This window comes from Rubrivivax soli (assembly GCF_049810355.1).
Classification (GTDB): Bacteria; Pseudomonadota; Gammaproteobacteria; order Burkholderiales; family Burkholderiaceae_C; genus Rubrivivax.
This window is the reverse complement of sequence record NZ_CP187368.1, coordinates 1381114-1402071: the sequence shown is the minus strand read 5'-3', so window position 1 is coordinate 1402071 and position 20958 is coordinate 1381114. Positions and strand designations below refer to the sequence as shown.

Sequence of the window (20958 nt, the reverse complement as noted above, 5' to 3'; positions counted from 1 at the left end):
CATGCCCTGGACCCACGACGAGATGGCCGCGCGCGCGGCCAAGGAACTGCAGGACGGCTTCTACGTGAACCTGGGCATCGGCCTGCCGACGCTGGTGGCCAACTTCGTCAGCCCCGACATCGAGGTCTGGCTGCAGAGCGAGAACGGCATGCTGGGCATCGGCGCCTTCCCCGACGAGAGCGAGGTCGACCCCGACCTCATCAACGCCGGCAAGCAGACCGTGACCACGCTGCCCGGCAGCAGCATCTTCGGCAGCCACGACAGCTTCGCGATGATCCGCGGCGGCAAGATCAACCTGAGCATCCTGGGTGCGATGCAGGTCAGCGAGAAGGGCGACCTGGCGAACTGGATGATCCCCGGCAAGATGGTCAAGGGCATGGGCGGCGCCATGGACCTGGTGGCCGGCGTGAAGAGCGTGGTCGTGCTGATGGAGCACGTGGCGAAGAAGAAGGACGGCACGATCGACCTGAAGATCCTGCCGCAGTGCACGTTGCCGCTGACGGGCGTGGGCGTGGTCGACCGCATCATCACCGACCTGGCGGTGCTGGACGTCACGCCGCACGGCCTGAAGGTGGTGGAGATGGCGCCCGGCGTCACGCGCGACGAGCTGCAGGCCAAGACCGGCGTGCCGCTGCAGTAACGACGCTGCAGCCGGCCGGCTCAGCCGGCGCGCAGCGCGCGCGCCGCCTCCGTCACCAGGGCCGGGCCCTTGTAGATGATGCCGGTGTAGATCTGCACCAGGTCGGCACCGGCGGCGATCTTGGCGCGTGCATCGGCGCCGCTGAGCACGCCGCCGACGCCGATGATGGGGTAACCCGTGCCGAGCGCCGCACGCAGCTGCGCGATGACGCGGTTGCTGGCCTCGAACACCGGCCGGCCGCTGAGGCCGCCGGTTTCGCCGGCGTGCTGCAGCCCCTGCACGGCGTCGCGCGACAGCGTGGTGTTGGTGGCGACGACGCCGTCGATGCCGTTCTTGCGCAGCGTGGCGGCGATCACGCCCACCTGCGTCTCGTCGAGGTCGGGCGCGATCTTCACGAACAGCGGCACCTGCCGGCCGTGCTGCCGCGCCAGTTCGGCGCGGCGCGCCTGCAGCGTGCCCAGCAGCGCATCCAGCGCCTCGTCGCTCTGCAGCGCGCGCAGGTTCTTGGTGTTGGGGCTGCTGACGTTGACGGTCACGTAGTCGGCGTGCGGGTACACGCCAGCCAGCGCCTTCAGGTAGTCGTCGGCCGCGCGTTCATTGGGCGTGGCGCCGTTCTTGCCGATGTTCAGGCCGAGGATGCCGCCCGACGCGCGGAAGCTGTGCGCACGCTGCACGTTGGCGACGAAGGCGTCCAGGCCCTCGTTGTTGAAGCCCAGGCGGTTGATCAGCGCCTGGGCCTCGGGCAGGCGGAAGATACGCGGCTTGGCGTTGCCCGGCTGTGCCAGCGGCGTCACCGTGCCGACCTCGATGAAGCCGAAGCCCATCGCGCCCAGGCCGTCGATGCAGCGGCCGTTCTTGTCCATGCCCGCCGCCAGGCCGATGCGGTTCGGGAACCGCAGGCCGGCCACCGTGACCGGGTCGTCCACGCGCGGCTGCTGCCACAGGCACTGCGCCGGCGTGTTCTGCAGCCGGGCGATGCTGCCCAGCGTGACCTCGTGGGCGTGTTCGGGGTCGAGGCCGAAGAGGAAGGGGCGGGCCAGGCCGTAGGGCAGTGTGAGCATGGGGCGGGATTGTCGCAGCCCGATAATCGGGGCCATGAACCAAGACGAACTCAAGGCCCTGGTCGGCCGCGCCGCACTGCAGTACGTGACCCCGGGCGCCCTGGTGGGCGTGGGCACGGGCTCCACCGTGAACCACTTCATCGACGCGCTGGCGACGATGAAGGACCGCATCCGCGGCGCCGTCAGCTCCAGCGTGAAGAGCACCGAGCGGCTGCTGGCGCACGGCATTCCGGTGCTGGAGGCCGAGGCCGTGACCAGCCTGCCGGTGTACGTGGACGGTGCCGACGAGATCGACCACCGCGGCCACATGCTCAAGGGCGGCGGTGCCGCGCTGACGCGCGAGAAGATCGTGGCCGACCTGGCCGAGCGCTTCGTCTGCATCGCCGACGAGAGCAAGCTGGTGCAGACGCTGGGCGCCTTCCCGCTGCCGGTGGAGGTGATCGCGATGGCAGCACCCCAGGTGGCACGGCGCTTCGCGGCGCTGGGCGGCACGGCCACGCTGCGGGCCGGCGTCGTCACCGACAACGGCCACCCGATCCTCGACGTGCGCGGCCTGGCCATCGCCGACCCGCTCGCGCTCGAGACCGAGGTCAACCAGTGGCCGGGTGTCGTGACGGTGGGGATCTTCGCGCGCCACCGCGCCGGCATCTGCCTGCTCGGCACCGCCCAGGGCGTGAAGACCCTGACCTTCTGAACGGCGCACCGCCCGTCCACCACGCTGGCCGATAATGGCCGGCACTCATTTCAAGGACCTGCCCGTGGCAAAACCCAATTACTCCTTCGAGAAGCGGCAGCGCGAACTGGCGAAGAAGCGCAAGAAGGAGGAAAAGGCGCAGAAGAAGGCCCAGCCGGGCCAGCCCGACGACGGCCAGCCGCACGACGGCGACGCCGCCGCGGCCGACGCACCGCCGCCGGCCGAACCCCAGCCCTGAGTTCGGCGCGTCGATGTCCTGACGCCTCCTGGATGCGACCCTGACTCAGCCCGGCCCCGTGCCGCGCCGCGCGGCGCGCACCTGCCAGCGCACGGGGTCCACGGCGTCGACCAGACGCTGTTGCAGCGGCAGCGGACTGCCTGCCACCTGCGCCGCCACCAGCCGCCCCAGCAGCGGCGCCAGCGTGATGCCGCGGCCACCGAGCGCGGTGCACACGAACAAGCCTTGCACGCGCGGCCACCGCCGCGCCTGGTCGCGGCGTTGGTCGTGGGGCACACCGTCCGCCGGGGCCGGTACCGCGCCGGCCACCGGCATGCGGTCGTCGGCGGCCACGCGCCAGCCCACCCGGCCGGTCCACAGGCGCTGGTCAGCCGGCGGCTGCAGGCCGGTCAGGCGCAGCAGGCGCGCGAAGTTCAGCGCGTGGTCGCTGTCGCGCAGCGCGGGCGTGTCGTCGTCGGCATGCTGGCTGGCGCCGCACAGCAGGCCATCGGCCGACAAGGGCAGCGCGTAGCCGTCGCCGGCCAGCGGCCGCCGCAGCGGCACCGGCGCGCCCTGCCAGCCGCTGACCTGGCCGCGCAGGCGCTGCAGCGGCCAGTCGGCCTGCAGCAGCCGTGCGGCGTCGGCGCCGTTGGCCAGCACGACGACGGGGGCTGTGGCGAGCACGGTTCCCGTGGCATCCAGCAGCTGCCAGCCTGCCTGGCCTTGCGCCGATGCAGGCTGCAGCGACTGCACGGCGCAGCCGCCGCGGAAGTGCAACCCTTGCAGCCAGTGCGCGGCCAGCGCGGCCGGCGACACCCAGCCGCCGCCCGGGAAGAACCACGCGGCGTGCGGCACCGGCACGCCGGCCAGCGCGCTGGCTGCTGCGGCGTCCAGCACCTGCACCCACTCGGCGGGCAGGTGCTGCCGCAGCAGCAGGGCCTGCAGGGTGGCCACGGGCCGGTGATCCAGCCGCAGCAGGCCCTGCTGCTGGCCCGGCAAGGTGCCGTCGGCGATGCGCGGCCCCAGCACGCGCTGCGCCAGCAGCGCCGCGGCGCGCAGCAGCCGCGCGTGGGTGCTGTCGTCGGCATGCACGGTGCCGTGGAAGAGCCCGCCGGCGTTGCCCGAGGTCTCGGCCGCAGGGCGCGGATGGCGGTCGAGCACTTGCACCTGCCAGCCTTCGTCGGCCAGCGCCCGGGCGACGCTGGCACCGGCGAGGCCGGCGCCGACGACGACGGCTTCGCGGCGCTGCGGCGCGGGCGCCGGCGATGGCGCCTGAGGCTTGCGCGGTTCGAACCAGGCGCGGGTGTGCGTGGTCAACGCAGCTGTGCCCGTCACCAGCGCGACGCGGAAACCCGCCGTCGCCAGCTGCGCGTGCAGCGCCGCGCCGGTGTGCGGGCTGGCGGCGGTGGCGCCCGGCGCCGCGCGCCGGCCCAGCGCCTTCACGATGCGCGCGTCCCACGCCGCCGAGGCGGGTGCCGCTGCCGTGGCACCCAGGCAGAACGCGTCGGCCTGCAGCGTCAGTTCGGGCAGCACGGCGGCCAGGTCGCCCACGGCCAGCAGCAGCCGCACGCGGCCGCCGGCGAAGTCCAGCGTGTGCAGGTCGGGCGTCAGCGGCGGCCAGGCATCGAGCAGCGCACGGTGCAGGCCGTGCAGCGGACTGCTGGCGTCGGGCTGCCCGCGCGCCAGGGCCTCCCGCGTCGGCGGGTCGGGCGCAATGGCGACGTAGACCAGCCGCTCGCAACGCTGCGGATCGCTTTGCCAGGCATGCCAGACATCGAGAAAGTCTTGACCGAGGCCGAAGGCGGTCTGCAGCACGACGAAGCGGCTGCGCCCGGACCAGCGCGCCGGCAGGCCGTTGCCGTGCAGGAGCCACTGGCGGCCGCCTGCGCCTGCATCGCCGTCCGGGTGCTCTGGGGGCGCGTGCAAGGGCCCTGCTTCAGGCGTTGGCGGCACGCGCCTGCAGCCAGGCCAGCAGGTCGTCGCGCACCGGCGTCAGGCCGCGGTAGGCCAGCACGGCGGGCGACATGCTGGCGACGGCGGCGTGCAGCCGCGCCGCGCGCGCCGGCGTGTCGATGGCCAGCGGCAGTGCCTGCACGTCGACGCCGATCGTGAACACCGCCTGCTGCAGGCCCGGCACCGGAATGAAGGTCTGGCGCTCGCTGCGCCACCAGGCGCCGCCCACGGGCACGCCGGCCCAGCGGCGCTCGTCCACGCGCCGCGGGTGGGCGTGCAGGCGCGGGTGCGGCGTCACGGTCCAGACGAAGCGCTCCCAGCGCTCGGCGCCGGTGACCATGCGCGTGAGCGCCTGGCTCGCGCCGACCAGCAGCGCGTTGTCGGCCACCGGCGCGTGCACTTCGGCGAAGTGGCGGCCGACCTTGTCCTCCGGCGCCCAGTGCGAGGGCAGGCACACCGCCAGCCAGGGGATGTGGCCGCTGTCGCCGTCGACGACGGCGAAGTCCTCGGCGAAGGCCAGGCTCAGCAGGCCAGCCAGGCGCCAGCCGGCCGGCAACCCGCGCAGGCAGCGTGCCACCTCGTCGCCGAGGCCGAAGCTGCCGGCGGCCACGTGCTCCACGGCGTCGTCGGCGACCGCGGTGCCGAGCAGCCGCGCATGGGCCCGCCGGCCGTCCCAGCCGAAGGCACCGGGGTGCTCGGCCGCGGCATGTGCGCACAGCGCGTGCAGCGCCGGCGTGGCGTCGAAGTCCGGCTGCTGCAGCAAGGCCTGGTCGGCAAAGGCCGACAGCACCGCCAGCTTCTCGCGCTGGTGGCGCGAGCCGGGCGCCAGCGGGGTCAGCTGCTGCGTGCCCGCGGCCAGGCGGCGCAGCCCGGGTTGCATGCGGAAGGGCGCGCTGACTGCGGTGTCGAAGTCGAAGTGCATGGCGGGCAATGATGATGCAGGTGGCACGCTGGCGCCTCGCAATGAAGAAGGGCACCCGAAGGTGCCCTGCGATGCGTGTGCCCGGAGTGGCGTCAGACGCGCTTCTTGTACTCGTGCGTGCGCGTGTCGATTTCGATACGGTCGCCGTTTTCCACGAAGATCGGCACGCTGATCTCGAAGCCCGTGCCCACCAGCTTGGCCGGCTTCAGCACCTTGCCCGAGGTGTCGCCCTTGACGGCGGGGTCGGTGGTGATCTCGCGCACGACGGTGGTGGGCATCTCGACCGAGATCGCCTTGCCGTCGTAGAACACGACCTCGACGGCCATGTTGTCCTCGAGGTAGTTGATGGCGTCGCCCATGTTCTCGGCTTCCACCTCGAACTGGTTGTACTCGGCGTCCATGAACACGTACATCGGGTCGGCGAAGTACGTGTAGGTGCACTCCTTCTTGTCCAGGATGATCTGGTCCATCTTGTCGTCGGCCTTGAAGACGACCTCGGCGCCGCCGCCGTTGAGCAGGTTCTTCATCTTCAGGCGCACGGTGGCGGCGTTGCGGCCACCGCGGCTGTATTCGGTCTTGAGCACGACCATCGGGTCCTTGCCGTGCATGATGACGTTGCCGGCGCGGATTTCCTGAGCGATTTTCATGGCGGTTCCTGCGGGTGAGGACCCGCGGCCTGTGAGTTGGGAAGGGTTTGCGCGCGCAGCGCAAAGCCCGCAATTCTAGCAGGCGGCTGCCTTGATCTGCGTGAAGCGCAGCAGCTGGGTGCACAGGTCGTCCTGCGCCGCCAGCTCCGCGCGGGCAGCCTGTGCCGCCCGCTGCCAGGCGCCTTCGGGTGCGGTGTCGGGCAGGCCGGGCCAGGCGGCACCTGGGGCGGCAAGGCCGTTCCAGGCCTGCCAGACCGCGGCCAGCCCGGGCACGGGCGGCAGGCGGTCCAGCAGCGCCTGCAGCTTGCGCGCATGCACGCCGTCGTGCTGCGGGTAGATCTGCCACACGCAGGGCGCGCCGGCCCACAGCGCACGCACCAGCGAATCCTCGCCGCGCACGACGTTCAGGTCGGCGCTCCAGAGCAGACGGTCGAAGCCGTCCTGGTCGAGCCAGGGCAGGGCGGCGCTGCGCAGCGGGAGCGGCAGTGCCAGCCCGGCCAGCTGCCGCTGCGCGTGGCCGGGTGTGGCCAGCAGCAGCGTGGGCTGGCGTGCCAGGTCGTCCAGCAGCGCGGGCAGGGTCGGGTTCTCGTAGCAGAACAGCGCCACCACGCGCTCGCCAGGCTGGCGCTGCAGGCCCTGGCCGGCCAGCCAGGCGTCGCGGTCGAAGGCGTCACGGGCCGCCAGCAGCCCGGGCTCGCGCAGCAGGCCGCCGGTGCGCGGCGTGAAGCCGGGGTAGAAGAACCACTTCGTCAGCCCATTGGCCTGCGGCGACGGCAGGCCGTGCGAGCGCTCGACGTAGCTCTCGGCGCTGAGATATTCGAGGTTGATCCACACCGGCGGCCGTGCCAGGTCGGCCATGTGCGCGACGAAGGCCGGCGGCGGGTCGCACCCGAAGGCTTCCACCACGACATCACCCGGCGGGCCGGCGTCGTCGAAGGCGCCGACCTGCACGCCGGGGCAGCCGCCCGGCGCCATCCAGGCCAGCGCGCTGGCATCGTCGATCCAGAGGCGCACGGCCACGCCGCGCCCGGCCAGGTCGCGCGCCAGGCGCCAGCAGACGCCGACGTCGCCGAAGTTGTCGACGACGCGACAGAACAGGTCCCAGGCCATCGCCGCATTATCGAAGCCGGTGAGAATGCGGCCCTCATGTCCGAGCCCGACGTTCCCGACAGCGCCCCCCGGCGCCCGCCCGAGCGCCCGCCAGAGCGCGCCCCCGACCGCGACCGGCTGCTCGCCGACGTGGCGGCGCTGCCCGGGCTGCCGGGCGTCTACCGCTACTTCGACGCCCAGGGCGGCGTGCTCTACGTGGGCAAGGCGCGCAACCTGAAGAAGCGCGTCTCCAGCTACTTCCAGAAGGACCACGGCGGCACGCGCATCGGCAGCATGGTGGCGCGCATCGCGCGGCTCGAGACCACGGTGGTGCGCACCGAGGCCGAGGCGCTGCTGCTCGAGAACAACCTGATCAAGACGTTGAACCCCAAGTTCAACATCCTGTTCCGCGACGACAAGAGCTACCCCTACCTGAAGATCACCGGCAGCCGCGCTGCCGATGGGGTGGGTGCCCCGTCGGCTCAACAGTTCCCGCGCGTGGCCTACTTCCGCGGCGCGGTGGACAAGAAGCACCGCTACTTCGGCCCCTATCCCAACGCCTGGGCGGTCAAGCAGACGATCCAGCTGATCCAGAAGGTGTTCCGGCTGCGCACCTGCGAGGACACGGTCTACAACAACCGCTCGCGTCCCTGCCTGCTGTACCAGATCCAGCGCTGCTCGGGGCCCTGCGTGGGGCTGGTGTCGAAGGACGACTACGCGCGTGACGTGCGCGACGCCGAGCGCTTCCTGCTCGGCGAGCAGCAGGAGGTAGTGGACGACCTGCAGGTGCAGATGATGGCCTGGGCCGAGGCGCTGGAGTACGAGAAGGCCGCCGCGGTGCGCGACCGCATCGGCTCGCTGTCGCGCGTGCTGCACCAGCAGAGCATGGACGCCAGCAGCCTGTCGGCCACCGACAAGGACGTGGACGTGCTGGCCGTGCGCGTGGCCGGCGGCCGCGCCTGCGTGAACCTGGCGATGGTGCGTGGCAGCCGCCACCTGGGCGACCGCGCGCACTTCCCCACGCACGTGGACGACGGCGCGGCGATGAGCGCCGACGAGGCCGACGGCCGCGCCGATGCCGCCAGCCCCGAGGTGGCGGTGCTCGAGGCCTTCATCGTGCAGCACTACGTGGGCCAGGCGGTGCCGTCGCAGCTGGTGCTGAGCCATGCGGTCGACCCGGCACTGATCGACGCCTTGTCCGAGACCGCCGGCGTCAAGGTGCGCGTGGTGCACCAGCCGCGCGAGCAGAAGCGCATCTGGCTGGAGATGGCCGAGAAGGGCGCCGAACTCGCACTGGCGCGGCTGCTGGCCGAGGAGGGCTCGCAGCGCGAGCGCACGCGTGCGCTGGTGGAGGCGCTGGACCTGGACATCGCCGACCCCGACACGCTGCGCATCGAGTGCTTCGACATCAGCCACACCGCCGGCGAGGCCACGCAGGCCAGCTGCGTGGTCTACGAGGGCCACGCGATGCAGAGCGCGCAGTACCGGCGCTTCAACATCGAAGGCATCACCGGCGGCGACGACTACGCTGCGATGCGCCAGGTGCTGGCGCGCCGCTACGCCAAGCTGGCCGAACTGGCGCGGCTGGCGCCTGAAGCTGCGCCGGACACCGCACCCGATCCGCCGCCCCCGGCCGATGGCGACGCACCCGCGAAAAAGCCGCGGAAGGGTGCCGCCCGCCTGCCCGACCTGGTGCTGGTGGACGGCGGCCGCGGCCAGGTGGCGATGGCGCGCGAGGTCTTCACCGAACTCGGGCTGGACCTGTCGCTGATCGTCGGCGTCGAGAAGGGCGAGGGCCGCAAGGTCGGGCTGGAGGAACTGGTGTTCGCCGACGGACGCGAGAAGGTCTACCTGGGCCACGACTCGGCGGCGCTGATGCTGGTGGCGCAGATCCGCGACGAGGCGCACCGCTTCGCCATCACCGGCATGCGCGCCCGCCGCGCCAGCGTGCGCACGGGGGGCAGCAGCCTCGAGGACATTCCCGGCGTCGGCCCGCGCAAGCGGGCCCGGCTCTTGCAGCGCTTCGGCGGCGTGCGTGGCGTGGCGGCAGCCGGCGTCGACGACCTGGCCGGCGTCGAAGGCATTTCACGTGAACTTGCGGAGGAGATCTACCGTGCATTGCATTGAGGCGCCCCAGACGCGCCGTGGCTCGCAGAGCCGTTCCCTCGGTCTGCTGTCGCTGGGCTTCGCGGCACTGGTGCTGGCGGGCTGTGCCCAGCAGGGTGCGGCACCGGCACCCGGCCCGGCGCCCGCGCCGGCCGCCAGCCCGCGCCCGGCGGCGCCCGCACCGGTGGCCACGCCCACCGGCCCGGCCGCGCGCGTGCCGCTGGGCGCGCCCACGGCATCGCGCAACAAGGACGAACTGCGCCGCCAGGCCGCGCGGCGGCTGGTCGCGGCGCACCCCGACGGCACCTACGTCGGCAAGCCGCCCGACATCCTGCTGGCCGTGCCGGTGCTGGAGATCGAGCTCAACGCCGACGGCAGCGTGAAGGGCATCAAGGTCCTGCGCCAGCCCGGCCAGGCGCGCGACACCACGCAGCTGGCCATCGACGCCGTGCGCCGCGCCGCGCCGTACGGCGACGTCTCGAAGCTGCCCAAGCCCTGGACCTTCGTCGAGACCTTCCTGTTCAAGGACGACCGCAAGTTCAAGCCGCGCACGCTGGACGAGTGACGCGGGCGGCCCGGGTCCGTGGCCGAGGCCACGGTTGCCCGGCATGATCTTCGGCACAATCGGCGCATGTTCCTGACGCTGCCGACGCTGCTCACCTGGGCGCGCATCTTCGCCATCCCGCTCATCATCGGCGTGTACTACATGCCGATGGAGCCGGGCCTGCGCAACCTGGTGGCCACGGTGATGTTCGTCTTCTTCGCGCTCACCGACTGGCTGGACGGCTGGCTGGCGCGCCGGCTGAACCAGACCTCGGCCTTCGGCGCCTTCCTCGACCCGGTGGCCGACAAGTTCCTGGTCTGCGCCGCGCTGCTGATCCTGGTGCACCTGCAGCGCGCCGATGTCTTCGCCGCGCTGATCATCATCGGGCGGGAGATCGCAATCTCGGCGTTGCGGGAGTGGATGGCGCAGATCGGCGCCTCGCGCAGCGTCGCCGTGCACATGCTCGGCAAGCTCAAGACCATGTCGCAGATGGTGGCCATCCCGTTCCTGCTGTACGACGGCACGCTCTTCGGCGCCATCGACACGCATGTGTGGGGCACCTGGCTGATGTGGGTGGCGGCCGTGCTGACCGTCTGGTCCATGGTGTACTACCTGCGCAAGGCGATCCCGGAGATCCGCGCCAAGGTCCGATGAACGCCGCCGACGCGGCGCAGCGCGACGCGCTGCTGCGGGCCATGCCCGTGGTCTTCGTGCTGATCTGGAGCACCGGCTTCGTGGTGGCGCGCTTCGGCATGCCGCACGCGCCGCCGCTGGGCTTCCTGGCGTTGCGCTTCGCGTTCTCGGTGCTGGCCTTCGGGCTGTGGATCCTGTGGGCGCGCGTGGCCTGGCCGCAGGGGCGCATGCAGTGGCTGCACCTGGCGGCCACCGGCGTGCTGCTGCACGGCGGCTACCTGGGCGGCGTCTGGGCCGCCGTCAAGCAGGGCCTCGGCGCGGGCACGGTGGCGCTGGTCGTGGGCCTGCAGCCGGTGCTGACGGCGTTGTGGGTCAGCGCCGTCGGCTCCGAGCGCCGCATCGCCGCGCGGCAATGGGCCGGGCTGGCGCTGGGCCTGGCCGGGCTGCTGCTGGTGGTGTGGCACAAGCTGGGCGTGGGCGAGGTCAGCGCCGGCAACCTGGCGCTGGCGGTGCTGGCGCTGCTGAGCATCACGGCGGGCACGCTGTACCAGAAGCGCTTCGTCACGCCCTGCGACGTGCGCACGGCCAGCACGGTGCAGCTGCTGGCGGCCTTCGCGGTGACCGCGCCGCTGGCGCTGCTGGAGCCGGGCAGCGTCGACTGGCACCCGCACGTGATTGGCGCGATGGCCTGGTCGGTGCTGGCGCTGACGCTCGGCGGCAGCTCGCTGCTGTACCTGATGATCCAGCGCGGTGCCGCCACGCGCGTGACGAGCCTGATGTACCTGGTGCCGCCGTGCACCGCGCTGCTGGCCTGGCTGCTGTTCGACGAACACCTGAGCGCCAGCGTGCTGGGCGGCATGGTGCTGACGGCGCTGGGCGTGTTCCTGGTGGTGCGGGCGCGCGCATGACGGCAATCGACCCGTTGCTGCCCGGCTTCGAGACGCTGGACCTCGCGCCGCAGGGTGTGCGCATCCGCGTGCGCCGCGGCGGGTCGGGCCCGCCGCTGCTGCTGCTGCACGGCCACCCGCAGAGCCACGCGATGTGGCACCGCGTGGCGCCGGCGCTGGCGCAGCGCCACACGGTGGTCGCCGCGGACCTGCGTGGCTACGGCGATTCGCAGCGCATACCCGCCAGTCCTGGACATGTGGCCTGCAGCAAGCGCACGATGGCACTGGACATGCTGGGCGTGATGCAGGCGCTGGGCTTCGCGCGTTTCGACGTGCTCGCGCACGACCGCGGGGCCCGCGTGGCGCACCGGCTGGCGCTGGACCACCCGGGCGCGGTGCAGCGCCTGCTGCTGCTGGACGTGGCGCCCACGCTGGCGATGTATGAACACACGAGCGAGGACTTCGCGCGCGCCTACTGGCACTGGTTCTTCCTGATCCAGCCGGCGCCCCTGCCCGAGCGCCTGATCGAGGCCGACCCCGTGGCCTACGTGCGCGAGGTCATGGGCCGGCGTCATGCCGGCCTGCAGGCCTTCGACCCCGTGGCGCTGGCGGCGTACGAGCGCTGCATCGCGCTGCCCGGCACCGCCACCGCCATCTGCGAGGACTACCGCGCCTCGGCCGGCATCGATCTGCAGCACGACCGCGCCGACCGCGACGCCGGGCGCATGCTGGTCATGCCGCTGCACGTGCTGTGGGGTGCGCAAGGCGCGGTGGGCCGCTGCTTCGACGTGCCCGCGCTGTGGTCGGTCGCGGCGGCACGCTGCACCGGTCATGCCTTGCCCTGCGGCCACTACATCGCCGAAGAGGCCCCGGACCTGTTGCTGTCCGAGGCCCTGGCGTTCTTCAAGGAGACCCCATGAGCACCACCCATCGCATCGCGGTGATCGCCGGCGACGGCATCGGCACCGAAGTCATGCCCGAGGGCCTGCGCGCGCTCGACGCCGCGGCGCGCCGCTTCGGCATCGCCTTGCAGGTCGACGAGTTCGACTTCGCCAACTGCGCGTACTTCGCCAAGCATGGCGAGATGATGCCGGCCGACTGGAAGGACCGCATCGGCGGCCACCATGCCATCCTGTTCGGCGCCGTGGGCTGGCCCGCCACCGTGCCCGACCACATCTCGCTCTGGGGCAGCCTGCTGAAGTTCCGCCGCGAGTTCGACCAGTTCGTGAACCTGCGCCCGGCGCGCCTGATGCCCGGCATCCGCAGCCCGCTGGTGAACCGGCAGGGCGAGGCCCTGAAGCCCGGCGAGATCGACATGTGGATCGTGCGCGAGAACACCGAGGGCGAGTACAGCAGCATCGGCGGCCGCATGTACGAGGGCACCGAGCGCGAGGTGGTGATGCAGAACACCGTGATGTCGCGCGTGGGCGTGGACCGGGTGCTGAAGTTCGCGTTCGAGCTGGCGCAGTCGCGGCCGCGGCGCAAGCTGACCTCGGCCACCAAGAGCAACGGCATCGCGATCACCATGCCCTACTGGGACGAGCGTGTGGAGGCGATGTCAAAGTCGTATCCGCAGGTGTCGGTGGACCGCTTCCACATCGACATCCTGACCGCGTTCTTCGTGCAGCGGCCGCAGCACTTCGACGTCGTCGTCGCCAGCAACCTGTTCGGCGACATCCTGTCCGACCTGGGCCCGGCCTGCACCGGCACCATCGGCATCGCGCCGTCTGCCAACCTGAACCCCACGCGGCAGTGGCCCTCGCTGTTCGAGCCCGTGCACGGCTCGGCGCCCGACATCGCGGGCCGGGGTGTGGCCAACCCGATCGGGCAGGTGTGGTCGGTGGCGATGATGCTCGACTTCCTGGGGCACCGCGACGCGCACGATGCCGTGCTGCGCGGCATCGAAGCCGTGCTGTCCGACCCCGCCGCGCCGCGCACCCCCGATCTGGGCGGTCGGGCCGGCACGCAAGACCTGGGGGCGGCGCTCGCACAAGCCATCGCATCGGCGTGAGGCCCGCGTACCGTTGCGGGTAGGCCTGCGCATGCACGTTGTCAAGCGAGGAATCACGTGGACTTCGCCCGCAACGGCGGGCCGTTCGCGACGAATGCTGACGTGGCACAGGCATAGAATCATTGCAGCCCTTGACACTGCAAAGCCCCCCGGCTGTAATGATTTTTCGGGGTCCGCACACGGTGTCTCGGCACCGCACGCCAACACCATCACCCACCCGACTACCTGATACATCCTTGAGAGGGGGTACCTTCGTGAACAAGACGGATTTGATCGAACACATCGCCAAGCAAGCCGACATTTCCAAGGCCGCGGCCACCCGTGCCCTGGAAGCCATCATCGGCGGCGTGAAGACCACGCTGAAGAAGAACGGCAGTGTGTCGATCGTCGGGTTCGGCACCTTCGCCGTGACCAAGCGCGCCGCGCGCACCGGCCGCAACCCGCGCACCGGCGACGCGATCAAGATCAAGTCGGCCAAGGTGCCGAAGTTCCGTCCGGGCAAGGCGCTGAAAGACGCGCTCAACGGCGGCAAGTGAGTCGCCCGTCGGGCCCCGCGCCGGCTGCGGGTGCTTAGCTCAGCTGGTAGAGCGGCGCCCTTACAAGGCGTAGGTCGGCGGTTCGAACCCGTCAGCACCCACCACCCCAGCCGGCATGCCGGGCCCGGCTAGAATCCTGCCCCGGCGTCCCCCCCGAAGCAGAAGGCGAACCACGGTTCGCCTTCTTCGCTTGCGGCTCCGGTCACGGAGCCGGGCGCCTTCCCACTTCCACGCGGTACGCGCAAGGCAGCCACGATGTTCGACTTCATTCGCACCCACTCCCGCCTCACGCTGGGCCTGCTGGTGCTGCTCATCATCCCGTCGTTCGTGTTCTTCGGCATCGAGGGCTACTCGACGATGAACGAAGGCAACTCCGAGACCGTGGCGCGCGTCGCGGGGCAGGACATCAAGCGCGGCGAGTGGGACCAGGCGCACCAGCGCAACGTGGAGCGCCTGCGCCGCCAGATGCCGGGTGTCGACGCCAAGCTGCTGGACACGCCGCAGATGCGCCGCGAGACCCTCGACGGCCTGGTGCGCGACCGCGTGCTGCTGGCCACCGCACGGCAGCTGAACCTGGTGCCCGACGATGCACGGCTGCAGCGCCTGTTCGTCACCGACCCGCAGTTCGCCGGCCTGCGCAACCCCGACGGCAGCGTGAACCGCGAGATCCTGGCCGCGCAGGGCATGAGCACGCAGATGTTCGAACAGCAGCTGCGCCAGGAATTCGGCATGCAGCAGGTGCTGGGTGCGGTGGCGCAGTCGTCGTTCGCCCCGACGGCCGTGGTCGGCGCGTCGCTCGACGCGCTGCTGCAGCGGCGCGAGGTGCAGGTGCAGCGCTTCGACGCGGCGCAGTACCTGGCCCAGGTCAATCCGACCGATGCCGACCTCGAGGCCTACTACAAGGCCAACGAGGCGCAGTTCCGCGCGCCCGAGCAGGCCAGCATCGAATACGTGACGCTGTCGCTGGACACGCTGAGCCAGCGGGTGGCGGTGCCCGAGGAAGACCTGCGCCGCTACTACGACGAGAACGCCAGCCGCTACACGGCCACGGAAGAGCGTCGCGCCAGCCACATCCTGATCAAGCCCGAGCCCGACAAGGCCGCGGCCAAGGCGAAGGCCGAGGCCTTGCTGGCCGACCTGCGCAAGGCGCCGGCCACCTTCGCCGACGTGGCGAAGAAGAACTCGCAGGACCCGGGTTCGGCCGCGCAGGGCGGCGACCTCGACTTCTTCGGCCGCGGCATGATGACCAAGCCGTTCGAGGATGCCGTGTTCGCGATGAAGGTCGGCGAGATCAGCAGCTTGGTCGAGTCCGACTTCGGTTTCCACATCATCACGCTGACCGCGGTGCGCGGCGGCGACAAGCGGCCGTTCGACAGCGTGCGCGCCGAGATCGAGACCGAGGTGCGCAAGGCACTGGCCCAGAAGCAGTACGCCGAGGCCGCCGAGCAGTTCACCAACACCGTGTACGAGCAGAGCGACAGCCTGCAGCCGGTGATCGACAAGCTCAAGCTCGACAAGCGCACGGCCACCGTGCAGCGCCAGCCCGCGCCAGGTGCCACCGGCGCGCTGGCATCGCCCAAGCTGCTGGAGGCTGTGTTCAGCAACGACGTCGTGCGCAACAAGCGCAACACCGACGCCGTGGAGGTGGGGGCCAACGAGCTGGTGTCGGCGCGCATCGTGCAGCACACGCCCGCCCGCACGCTGCCGCTGGCCGAGGTGCAGGACCGCGTGCGCACGCGCGTGGTGGCCGTGCAGGCCGCGGCCAAGGCGCGCGCCGAAGGTCAGCAGCGGCTGGCGGCGGTGCAGAAGGCGCCGGCCGAAGCGCTGCCCGTCACTGCCGTGGTGTCGCGGGCGCAGATGCAGGGCCTGCCGCGGCAGGTGGTCGACGCGGCGCTGCGCGCCGACGCCGCCAAGCTGCCGGCCGTGATCGGCGTCGACCTGGGCGATGCAGGCTATGCGGTGGCGCGTGTGACGCAGGTGCTGGGCCGCGAAGCCCTGCCCGGAGGCGACGGCCCGTTGCAGCAGCAGTACACCCAGGCCTGGGCGAACGCCGAGGCGCAGGCGTACCTGGAGTCGCTGAAGAAGCGCAACAAGGTGCAGATCGAAGAAGCCGCCGTGGCCGCCGCAGCGGCGTCTGCAGCCACGCAGTGACGAGACGCGCGGCCCGGCGCGTGAAGCCGGTGCGCGTCGCGCTATAATCTTTTGCTCTGCGGTGGCTGTAGCTCAGTTGGTAGAGTCCCAGATTGTGATTCTGGTCGTCGTGGGTTCGAGTCCCATCAGCCACCCCATCCCAGCGTTTCATCAGGTCCCATGCCGGACCGAACTTCCCGCCGAATCAACGACTTAGCCGGTCGCTTGAGTCAGGAAGGTTCCTGCCGTCCCACGGCAGCGCAGCGCAAGTAGGGGAACATGTAGGGGAACAAATGGCGTTCGTCATGCCATTTGGAGCTTTGTTCCCCTATGCTCACCGACAAGCAGTGCAAGAACGCGTTCTGCCCACAGGGCAGAGCCCGCACCCGGGCGACCGATTCAGGTGGTCTCTACCTCGAAGTTGCCGGCACCGGGTCCAAGCGCTGGTTCTGGAAGTACTACTTCGACGGCAAAGAGAAGCGCCTCTCGTTGGGTTGCTACCCTGAGGTCAGCCTCAAGGATGCTCGGGCCGCTCGAGACGATGCGCGGAAGCAACACCAATCAGGCATCGACCCGGTGCTCGCGAGGCAGGTCGACCGTCTCAGTTCCCGGTTCGACGCCAACGCCAGCTTCGAGGTGACCGCGCGCGAGTTCCACGCGACCAAGAAGGTCGGCTGGAGCGATCACTACGCCAAGCGCTGGATGGAGCGCCTCGAGAAGGACATCTTCCCCTGGCTGGGCAAGCTTCCGCTTTCCCAGATCGGTGCACCGATGCTGCTGCAGACGCTGAGGCGCGTTGAGGCACGTGGCACGCGCGAACTGCCCCACTCCCTGCTGGAAGCCTGCGGGCAGGTGTTTCGATACGGCGTGGCCACCGGACGTTGTGAGCGCAGTCCCGCGTCCGATCTGCGCGGCGCACTGAAGCCGGTGCTGACCAGGCACGTCTCGGCGATCGTCGAGCCCGATCAGGTCGGCGACTTGATGCGCGCGATCGACGGCTACCACGGTCACCCCGTCACCCGGGCGGCACTTCTTCTATCGGCGCTGCTCTTCCAGCGGCCAGGGAACATCCGGCAGATGGAGTGGGCCGAGCTGGATCTCGAGGAAAGGATGTGGGCGATATCCTCCGCCAAGATGAAGCGGACAAAGCGGGAGAAGATCAACGGAAGGCCGCATCTGGTTCCGCTCGCCACCCAGGCGGTAGACGCTCTGAAGGATCTGATGCCGCTGACCGGCCGAGGGCGATACGTGTTTCCGTCCCTGATCAGTGCCAAGCGGCCGATGAGCGAGAACACGGTCCGCGTTGCTCTGCGCCGGCTGGGCTTCGACAACGAGACGATGACTCCCCATGGATTCCGGGCGATGGCCCGCACCGTGATGGTGGAGCGGCTAAACGTGGCGCCGGACGTGATCGAGGCCCAACTGGCACATGGGAAGTCCGGCCCGCTGGGCGCTGCCTACGACAGGGCGGAGTTCATCGAGCAGCGGCGCGACATGATGAAGGCTTGGGCGGACTACTTGGACGAACTCAGGCAGAGGCACCCAGGAGAGCGCCCAGCGCAAGCCGCATAGGGTCCATAGCGCATCGTGTAGGGAGCGGGCTTCACGGACGAAGCCATGGCCCAAGATGCCCGTACTCGATGGCAGCAACGAACCGTTTGTATCCGCGCCACTCCAGGGAATGTCCGACACTTCGATGGCTTACAGCTTTGGTGGCGCTCATGCGACTGGTCCTGTTTGCTGCAGTTGTCGCTCTCGGCGCGATGATCGGCGTGATCGCCGCGGCGGGCGATGACACCTCTACGAAGGTGACGATGGCGGTCGTCGGAGTTCTCTTCGCGCTGCCCGTGGCGGCCTTGCTGGCTCGTCGACGAAAAGGGGCTGAGCGCGGTCAGTTGACCGACGAGCCAATCGACACGCCAGGATCGACATCCCCACGATCGTTGTCGGCCAACTATTGGCGCGACCGCGGTCATCCGCCCTTCATGAAGCCTTCCGATGGCGATCCGGACAAGCACATGTTCGATCCCGATCGGCTGTCCTGACTACTTGCGCTTCAGGAGGTCCTTGACAGCATCAACTGCGCTCTCGGCCGTGGTCGCAGCATCTTTGCCCACCTGCTTGGCGGATTGCTTCAGCAAGGACCTACGCGGCACGAGGGTGCCGTCTTCGGCTCGATCGGCATCGATGTTTCGACCAAGCTGATCTGCCTGTGCTCCAGCGCGTTGCCGGAGCGCCGTGGCCTCAGCTTGCATCTGATCTCGGCGAGGCTCCGGCGATTCTGCAGGTGCATTTGGTGGCAGTGGATTCCCGCGAGTTCTACTGACGGCGGCATCAGAGTCTCTGCGCATGCTGGCTACGTCGACCGTCGAGTCCACGATTGCCGACTGGCGAAGATGCTCGGGAGGGAGCGACCCGAACGTCACCGGCACGCCAGTCCCATCCGTGAACGTTCGATTTGGCCCGAGGGCACGCCGTGCGAGTTCGGCTTCAAAGAGCGCTTGCGCCGCCGCACTGGTGCCCCCGTACTGCTCAGCGTAGCGGGTGAACATGGCGAGGTTGTGTGGATCCTGGGCCACGTCTATGGAGATGACCTCTCCCCTCTCGAGCGCAGTAGCCAGCCGTTCGGAGTAGCTGGTTCGTTGCGCGAGCGCAGCTTCAGCACGGGTGGTCCGCGTGGCAGATGCATTGAGGCGTGACGCGATCTCCGTGGCTTCACGTGCGTCGGCAGCAACCGTAGTCGAGAAGCTCGAATCTCTGGACACCCGATCGCCGAACTGCTTGAACTCGCTAAGTTGCTCGCTGGTCATGCTGCCTAGCACTTTCTGCTCCTGCACCGTCAGGCCCGACAAGTAGCTCTTGTCTGCTGTGGCATTGAGCTTTCCGCCAGCGACTGCGGTGCTCAGTCCCAGGTGTGCGGCAGCGCCGAAGGCTATGTTTGCGACTTGCGACTGAGACATGCCAGTGCTGTCGGCGACGCTCCGCGTGATCTGGTCCAGCCGGTTCAGCGTCTGCCCCAACTGTTCGAAGCTGCTGGATGTCGACCCCGTACTGCTCCGCGATGACTTCAGCTTTGCCAAGCCCTTGGTGAAAGCCTCGGACAGCACCGCCGAACGTTCGGTGCTGGCTGCGACCGCTTCGCTTCGGGCTGCGTCGACCTGGCGGGTGGCGTCCTGCACGTCCTGTTCGCTCACGCGCATCGAGACGACCCGGGACGCGTAGCCCTGGTTGCGCAGCAGGCTCACTGCGGTCCGGCCGGTCAACAGGTTCGACGAGACGGTGTTGCCGCTGATGTCGTTCTGCCAGTTGCTCATGAACGCGGACGTCCGGTTCGGCGCGAGCCGGATCTGGTCCATCGAGACATTACCCATGCTCAGGTTGCCCGCTGCGGCACCTGCCGTGGCACCGGCCACCATCGACTGCAGGCCCGAGAGACCGCCCACCAGCGCGGTGCCGAAGGTCTCCATCCGCTTGAGCGCCGCCCAGGCGATGAACGGGATACTGATGGCCAGGTAGCCCACCACCGCCTCGCCGGAAATCGCCCGCGAGTAGATCGTCGATGCCGTCTGCAGCGACAGGGCCTTGGCGCCGCTGCCGAGGTCAGCCGCCGCCGCGAGGTCGTAGGCGGCGTAGATCGATGCCATGTAGTTGAGCACGGCATACAGCGGCGGCCAGAGCTGGATCCAGATCAGCACCGCGGCATAGCCCTTGAAGGCCAGCATGGTCTCGCGCCCGCTGGTCAGCAGCATCAGCAGGACGAGGAGAGGGAACAGCGCGTAGGTGATGGCCTCGATCACGTTGCGGAACACCGGCAGCGCCTGCTCGGCGACCTTGCCTGCATTCAGCCAGGCCGCGTTCTGCTGCGCCACGGACTGCGCCCGCCCGACGGCCAGCACCATGGCCGCCGGGTCGTTCACCTTCTGACCGATGATGTTGCTGGTGTCGTTGATCGCATTCAGCACTGCGTTCTGGCGGATCAGGTCGGCCGCCGTCGCGGCCGCGGTCGCGATGCTGTTCTTCAGGTAGGCCTGCTGGATCTGCCCGGCGATGGCGGCATTGGCGGCCGCCGCCGGCAGCGTCGGATTCAGCTGGAAGGCGAGCTTGCCCTGGATGCGGGTCAGCTGCGCCGGCAGCCGGCCGTTGAGGTTCGTGTAGGCGTTCGGGCAGGTGTCGACGGTGATCGAGCCGCCAGCGCTGGTCAGGGTCGTGAAGCGGGCCGGGTTGGGCGATGCCATCAGCGCCCACACGTCGTCCGAGCTCGAGAACGTGCCCGGATCGACCGTGCCGTCGATCAGGTCGTACATCGTGCAGTTGTGGATGAAGTTGACCAGGTCCGTGCGGAAGTTCGGATCCTGGAAGGCGACGCCTCCAGTCTCCCGGATGAGGCGGTTGCCGAACATCAGGCCGTTCTTCTCGTAGCTCAGTTCGCTCGGCAGGGCGCCGACACCCGGGATGACCTGGAATGCCGTCTCGAACAGGCCCGTGAGCGTGTGCCCGACCGTGCTGGTGACGCTGCCGAGGAAGGCCACGCCGAACGGGACGTTAGCCACCACCTTCACGGCGGATCCTCCGGTCTTGTCGACGACGCCCACGGTCACCCGCGGCACGATGAGAACGGAGAACACCAGCAGCACGGTGGCCAGCCACTTCCACCCCTGCAACTTCTCTGGCGCGAAGGCGTAGGCCACCAGCGCCGAGATGAACCCGCAGAAGGCCACCGCGGCGACCGCCGCCATGTAGTCGCCGGAGCCGTGGATGGCTGCCGCGGCGTTGAAGATGCCGAACAGACTGTCGGCGTTCTGGTAGGCGTAGATCTCCCACATGCATCGCTCCTGGGGACTGGTCCGCCTCCGGGTTGCTGGCGCGGCGCCTGCGGCAACAGTCCTGC

At 69.9% G+C, this 20958-nt stretch carries 19 protein-coding genes and 2 tRNA genes; 15 read left to right on the top strand and 6 right to left on the bottom strand.

Annotation, left to right across the window (positions count from 1 at the left end; all coding sequences use genetic code 11):
• The first annotated feature begins 1 nt into the window (after position 1).
• Positions 2-640: a 3-oxoacid CoA-transferase subunit B gene (locus ACPOLB_RS06325; protein WP_425260448.1), complete on the top strand. Its 639-nt coding sequence runs from the start codon at positions 2-4 to the stop codon at positions 638-640.
• Between the two features lie 20 nt (positions 641-660).
• Here ACPOLB_RS06325 and ACPOLB_RS06320 read toward each other — a convergent pair whose 3' ends face one another.
• Complete coding sequence (locus ACPOLB_RS06320; protein ID WP_425260447.1) at positions 661-1701, bottom strand: quinone-dependent dihydroorotate dehydrogenase; 1041 nt, start codon at positions 1699-1701, stop codon at positions 661-663.
• A 34-nt stretch (positions 1702-1735) separates the two neighbouring features.
• Here ACPOLB_RS06320 and rpiA point away from each other — a divergent pair, with 34 nt between their 5' ends.
• The gene (gene rpiA, locus ACPOLB_RS06315) at positions 1736-2395 is read left to right on the top strand and encodes a ribose-5-phosphate isomerase RpiA (protein ID WP_425260446.1); all 660 of its coding nucleotides are present in this window, start codon (positions 1736-1738) and stop codon (positions 2393-2395) included.
• A gap of 64 nt (positions 2396-2459) precedes the next feature.
• Entirely contained in the window at positions 2460-2633 is a 174-nt protein-coding gene (locus ACPOLB_RS06310; protein ID WP_425260445.1) for a hypothetical protein, read from the top strand.
• Positions 2634-2678: 45 nt separating this feature from the next.
• On the opposite strand, the gene mnmC is transcribed toward ACPOLB_RS06310, so the two are convergent.
• The 4 genes from mnmC to earP form a co-directional block, all read right to left on the bottom strand.
• Positions 2679-4538, bottom strand: a complete 1860-nt coding sequence (gene mnmC / locus ACPOLB_RS06305) for an FAD-dependent 5-carboxymethylaminomethyl-2-thiouridine(34) oxidoreductase MnmC (RefSeq protein WP_425260444.1) — start codon at positions 4536-4538, stop codon at positions 2679-2681.
• A gap of 10 nt (positions 4539-4548) precedes the next feature.
• Positions 4549-5487, bottom strand: a complete 939-nt coding sequence (locus ACPOLB_RS06300; protein ID WP_425260443.1) for a heme-dependent oxidative N-demethylase subunit alpha family protein — start codon at positions 5485-5487, stop codon at positions 4549-4551.
• A gap of 92 nt (positions 5488-5579) precedes the next feature.
• Positions 5580-6134 carry an elongation factor P gene (gene efp, locus ACPOLB_RS06295; protein ID WP_425260442.1) on the bottom strand — a complete coding sequence of 185 codons (555 nt, stop codon included), beginning with the start codon at positions 6132-6134 and terminating at the stop codon, positions 5580-5582.
• A gap of 75 nt (positions 6135-6209) precedes the next feature.
• A complete protein-coding gene (gene earP, locus ACPOLB_RS06290; RefSeq protein ID WP_425260441.1) occupies positions 6210-7244 on the bottom strand; it encodes an elongation factor P maturation arginine rhamnosyltransferase EarP in 1035 nt (344 codons plus the stop codon).
• 36 nt (positions 7245-7280) lie between these two features.
• Here earP and uvrC point away from each other — a divergent pair, with 36 nt between their 5' ends.
• The 12 genes from uvrC (at position 7281) to ACPOLB_RS06230 (ending at position 18115) form a co-directional block, all read left to right on the top strand.
• Positions 7281-9350: an excinuclease ABC subunit UvrC gene (uvrC, locus tag ACPOLB_RS06285; RefSeq protein WP_425260440.1), complete on the top strand. Its 2070-nt coding sequence runs from the start codon at positions 7281-7283 to the stop codon at positions 9348-9350.
• A complete protein-coding gene (locus tag ACPOLB_RS06280) occupies positions 9337-9894 on the top strand; it encodes a hypothetical protein (protein ID WP_425260439.1) in 558 nt (185 codons plus the stop codon). Before uvrC ends, ACPOLB_RS06280 begins: the two co-directional genes overlap by 14 nt.
• Before the next feature lie 66 nt (positions 9895-9960).
• The gene (pgsA, locus tag ACPOLB_RS06275) at positions 9961-10527 is read left to right on the top strand and encodes a CDP-diacylglycerol--glycerol-3-phosphate 3-phosphatidyltransferase (RefSeq protein WP_425260438.1); all 567 of its coding nucleotides are present in this window, start codon (positions 9961-9963) and stop codon (positions 10525-10527) included.
• Positions 10524-11414 carry a DMT family transporter gene (locus ACPOLB_RS06270; protein ID WP_425260437.1) on the top strand — a complete coding sequence of 297 codons (891 nt, stop codon included), beginning with the start codon at positions 10524-10526 and terminating at the stop codon, positions 11412-11414. The genes pgsA and ACPOLB_RS06270 overlap by 4 nt, the downstream gene beginning before the upstream one ends.
• Positions 11411-12313 carry an alpha/beta fold hydrolase gene (locus ACPOLB_RS06265; protein ID WP_425260436.1) on the top strand — a complete coding sequence of 301 codons (903 nt, stop codon included), beginning with the start codon at positions 11411-11413 and terminating at the stop codon, positions 12311-12313. The genes ACPOLB_RS06270 and ACPOLB_RS06265 overlap by 4 nt, the downstream gene beginning before the upstream one ends.
• Positions 12310-13404, top strand: a complete 1095-nt coding sequence (locus ACPOLB_RS06260; RefSeq protein ID WP_425260435.1) for a tartrate dehydrogenase — start codon at positions 12310-12312, stop codon at positions 13402-13404. Before ACPOLB_RS06265 ends, ACPOLB_RS06260 begins: the two co-directional genes overlap by 4 nt.
• 254 nt (positions 13405-13658) lie before the next feature.
• Positions 13659-13940: an HU family DNA-binding protein gene (locus ACPOLB_RS06255; RefSeq protein ID WP_425261884.1), complete on the top strand. Its 282-nt coding sequence runs from the start codon at positions 13659-13661 to the stop codon at positions 13938-13940.
• Positions 13941-13968: 28 nt separating this feature from the next.
• A tRNA-Val gene (locus ACPOLB_RS06250) sits at positions 13969-14044 on the top strand.
• Between the two features lie 151 nt (positions 14045-14195).
• The gene (locus tag ACPOLB_RS06245; protein WP_425260433.1) at positions 14196-16091 is read left to right on the top strand and encodes a SurA N-terminal domain-containing protein; all 1896 of its coding nucleotides are present in this window, start codon (positions 14196-14198) and stop codon (positions 16089-16091) included.
• 61 nt (positions 16092-16152) lie between these two features.
• Positions 16153-16228 (top strand) — tRNA-His (locus ACPOLB_RS06240).
• 172 nt (positions 16229-16400) lie between these two features.
• Entirely contained in the window at positions 16401-17642 is a 1242-nt protein-coding gene (locus ACPOLB_RS06235; protein WP_425260432.1) for a tyrosine-type recombinase/integrase, read from the top strand.
• Between the two features lie 149 nt (positions 17643-17791).
• Positions 17792-18115, top strand: a complete 324-nt coding sequence (locus tag ACPOLB_RS06230) for a hypothetical protein (RefSeq protein ID WP_425260431.1) — start codon at positions 17792-17794, stop codon at positions 18113-18115.
• Here ACPOLB_RS06230 and ACPOLB_RS06225 read toward each other — a convergent pair whose 3' ends face one another.
• A complete protein-coding gene (locus ACPOLB_RS06225) occupies positions 18116-20893 on the bottom strand; it encodes a conjugal transfer protein TraG N-terminal domain-containing protein (RefSeq protein ID WP_425260430.1) in 2778 nt (925 codons plus the stop codon).
• Positions 20894-20958: the final 65 nt, after the last annotated feature.

Coding starts and splice junctions, on each gene's coding strand:
- ACPOLB_RS06270 (WP_425260437.1), top strand. CDS start 10,524: ATGAACGCCGCCGACGCGGCGCAGCGCGACGCGCTGCTGCGGGCCATG.
- ACPOLB_RS06225 (WP_425260430.1), bottom strand. CDS start 20,893: ATGTGGGAGATCTACGCCTACCAGAACGCCGACAGTCTGTTCGGCATC.
- ACPOLB_RS06235 (WP_425260432.1), top strand. CDS start 16,401: ATGCTCACCGACAAGCAGTGCAAGAACGCGTTCTGCCCACAGGGCAGA.
- ACPOLB_RS06325 (WP_425260448.1), top strand. CDS start 2: ATGCCCTGGACCCACGACGAGATGGCCGCGCGCGCGGCCAAGGAACTG.
- ACPOLB_RS06265 (WP_425260436.1), top strand. CDS start 11,411: ATGACGGCAATCGACCCGTTGCTGCCCGGCTTCGAGACGCTGGACCTC.
- ACPOLB_RS06245 (WP_425260433.1), top strand. CDS start 14,196: ATGTTCGACTTCATTCGCACCCACTCCCGCCTCACGCTGGGCCTGCTG.
- ACPOLB_RS06320 (WP_425260447.1), bottom strand. CDS start 1,701: ATGCTCACACTGCCCTACGGCCTGGCCCGCCCCTTCCTCTTCGGCCTC.
- rpiA (WP_425260446.1), top strand. CDS start 1,736: ATGAACCAAGACGAACTCAAGGCCCTGGTCGGCCGCGCCGCACTGCAG.
- earP (WP_425260441.1), bottom strand. CDS start 7,244: ATGGCCTGGGACCTGTTCTGTCGCGTCGTCGACAACTTCGGCGACGTC.
- ACPOLB_RS06300 (WP_425260443.1), bottom strand. CDS start 5,487: ATGCACTTCGACTTCGACACCGCAGTCAGCGCGCCCTTCCGCATGCAA.
- pgsA (WP_425260438.1), top strand. CDS start 9,961: ATGTTCCTGACGCTGCCGACGCTGCTCACCTGGGCGCGCATCTTCGCC.
- ACPOLB_RS06260 (WP_425260435.1), top strand. CDS start 12,310: ATGAGCACCACCCATCGCATCGCGGTGATCGCCGGCGACGGCATCGGC.
- efp (WP_425260442.1), bottom strand. CDS start 6,134: ATGAAAATCGCTCAGGAAATCCGCGCCGGCAACGTCATCATGCACGGC.
- ACPOLB_RS06230 (WP_425260431.1), top strand. CDS start 17,792: ATGCGACTGGTCCTGTTTGCTGCAGTTGTCGCTCTCGGCGCGATGATC.
- uvrC (WP_425260440.1), top strand. CDS start 7,281: ATGTCCGAGCCCGACGTTCCCGACAGCGCCCCCCGGCGCCCGCCCGAG.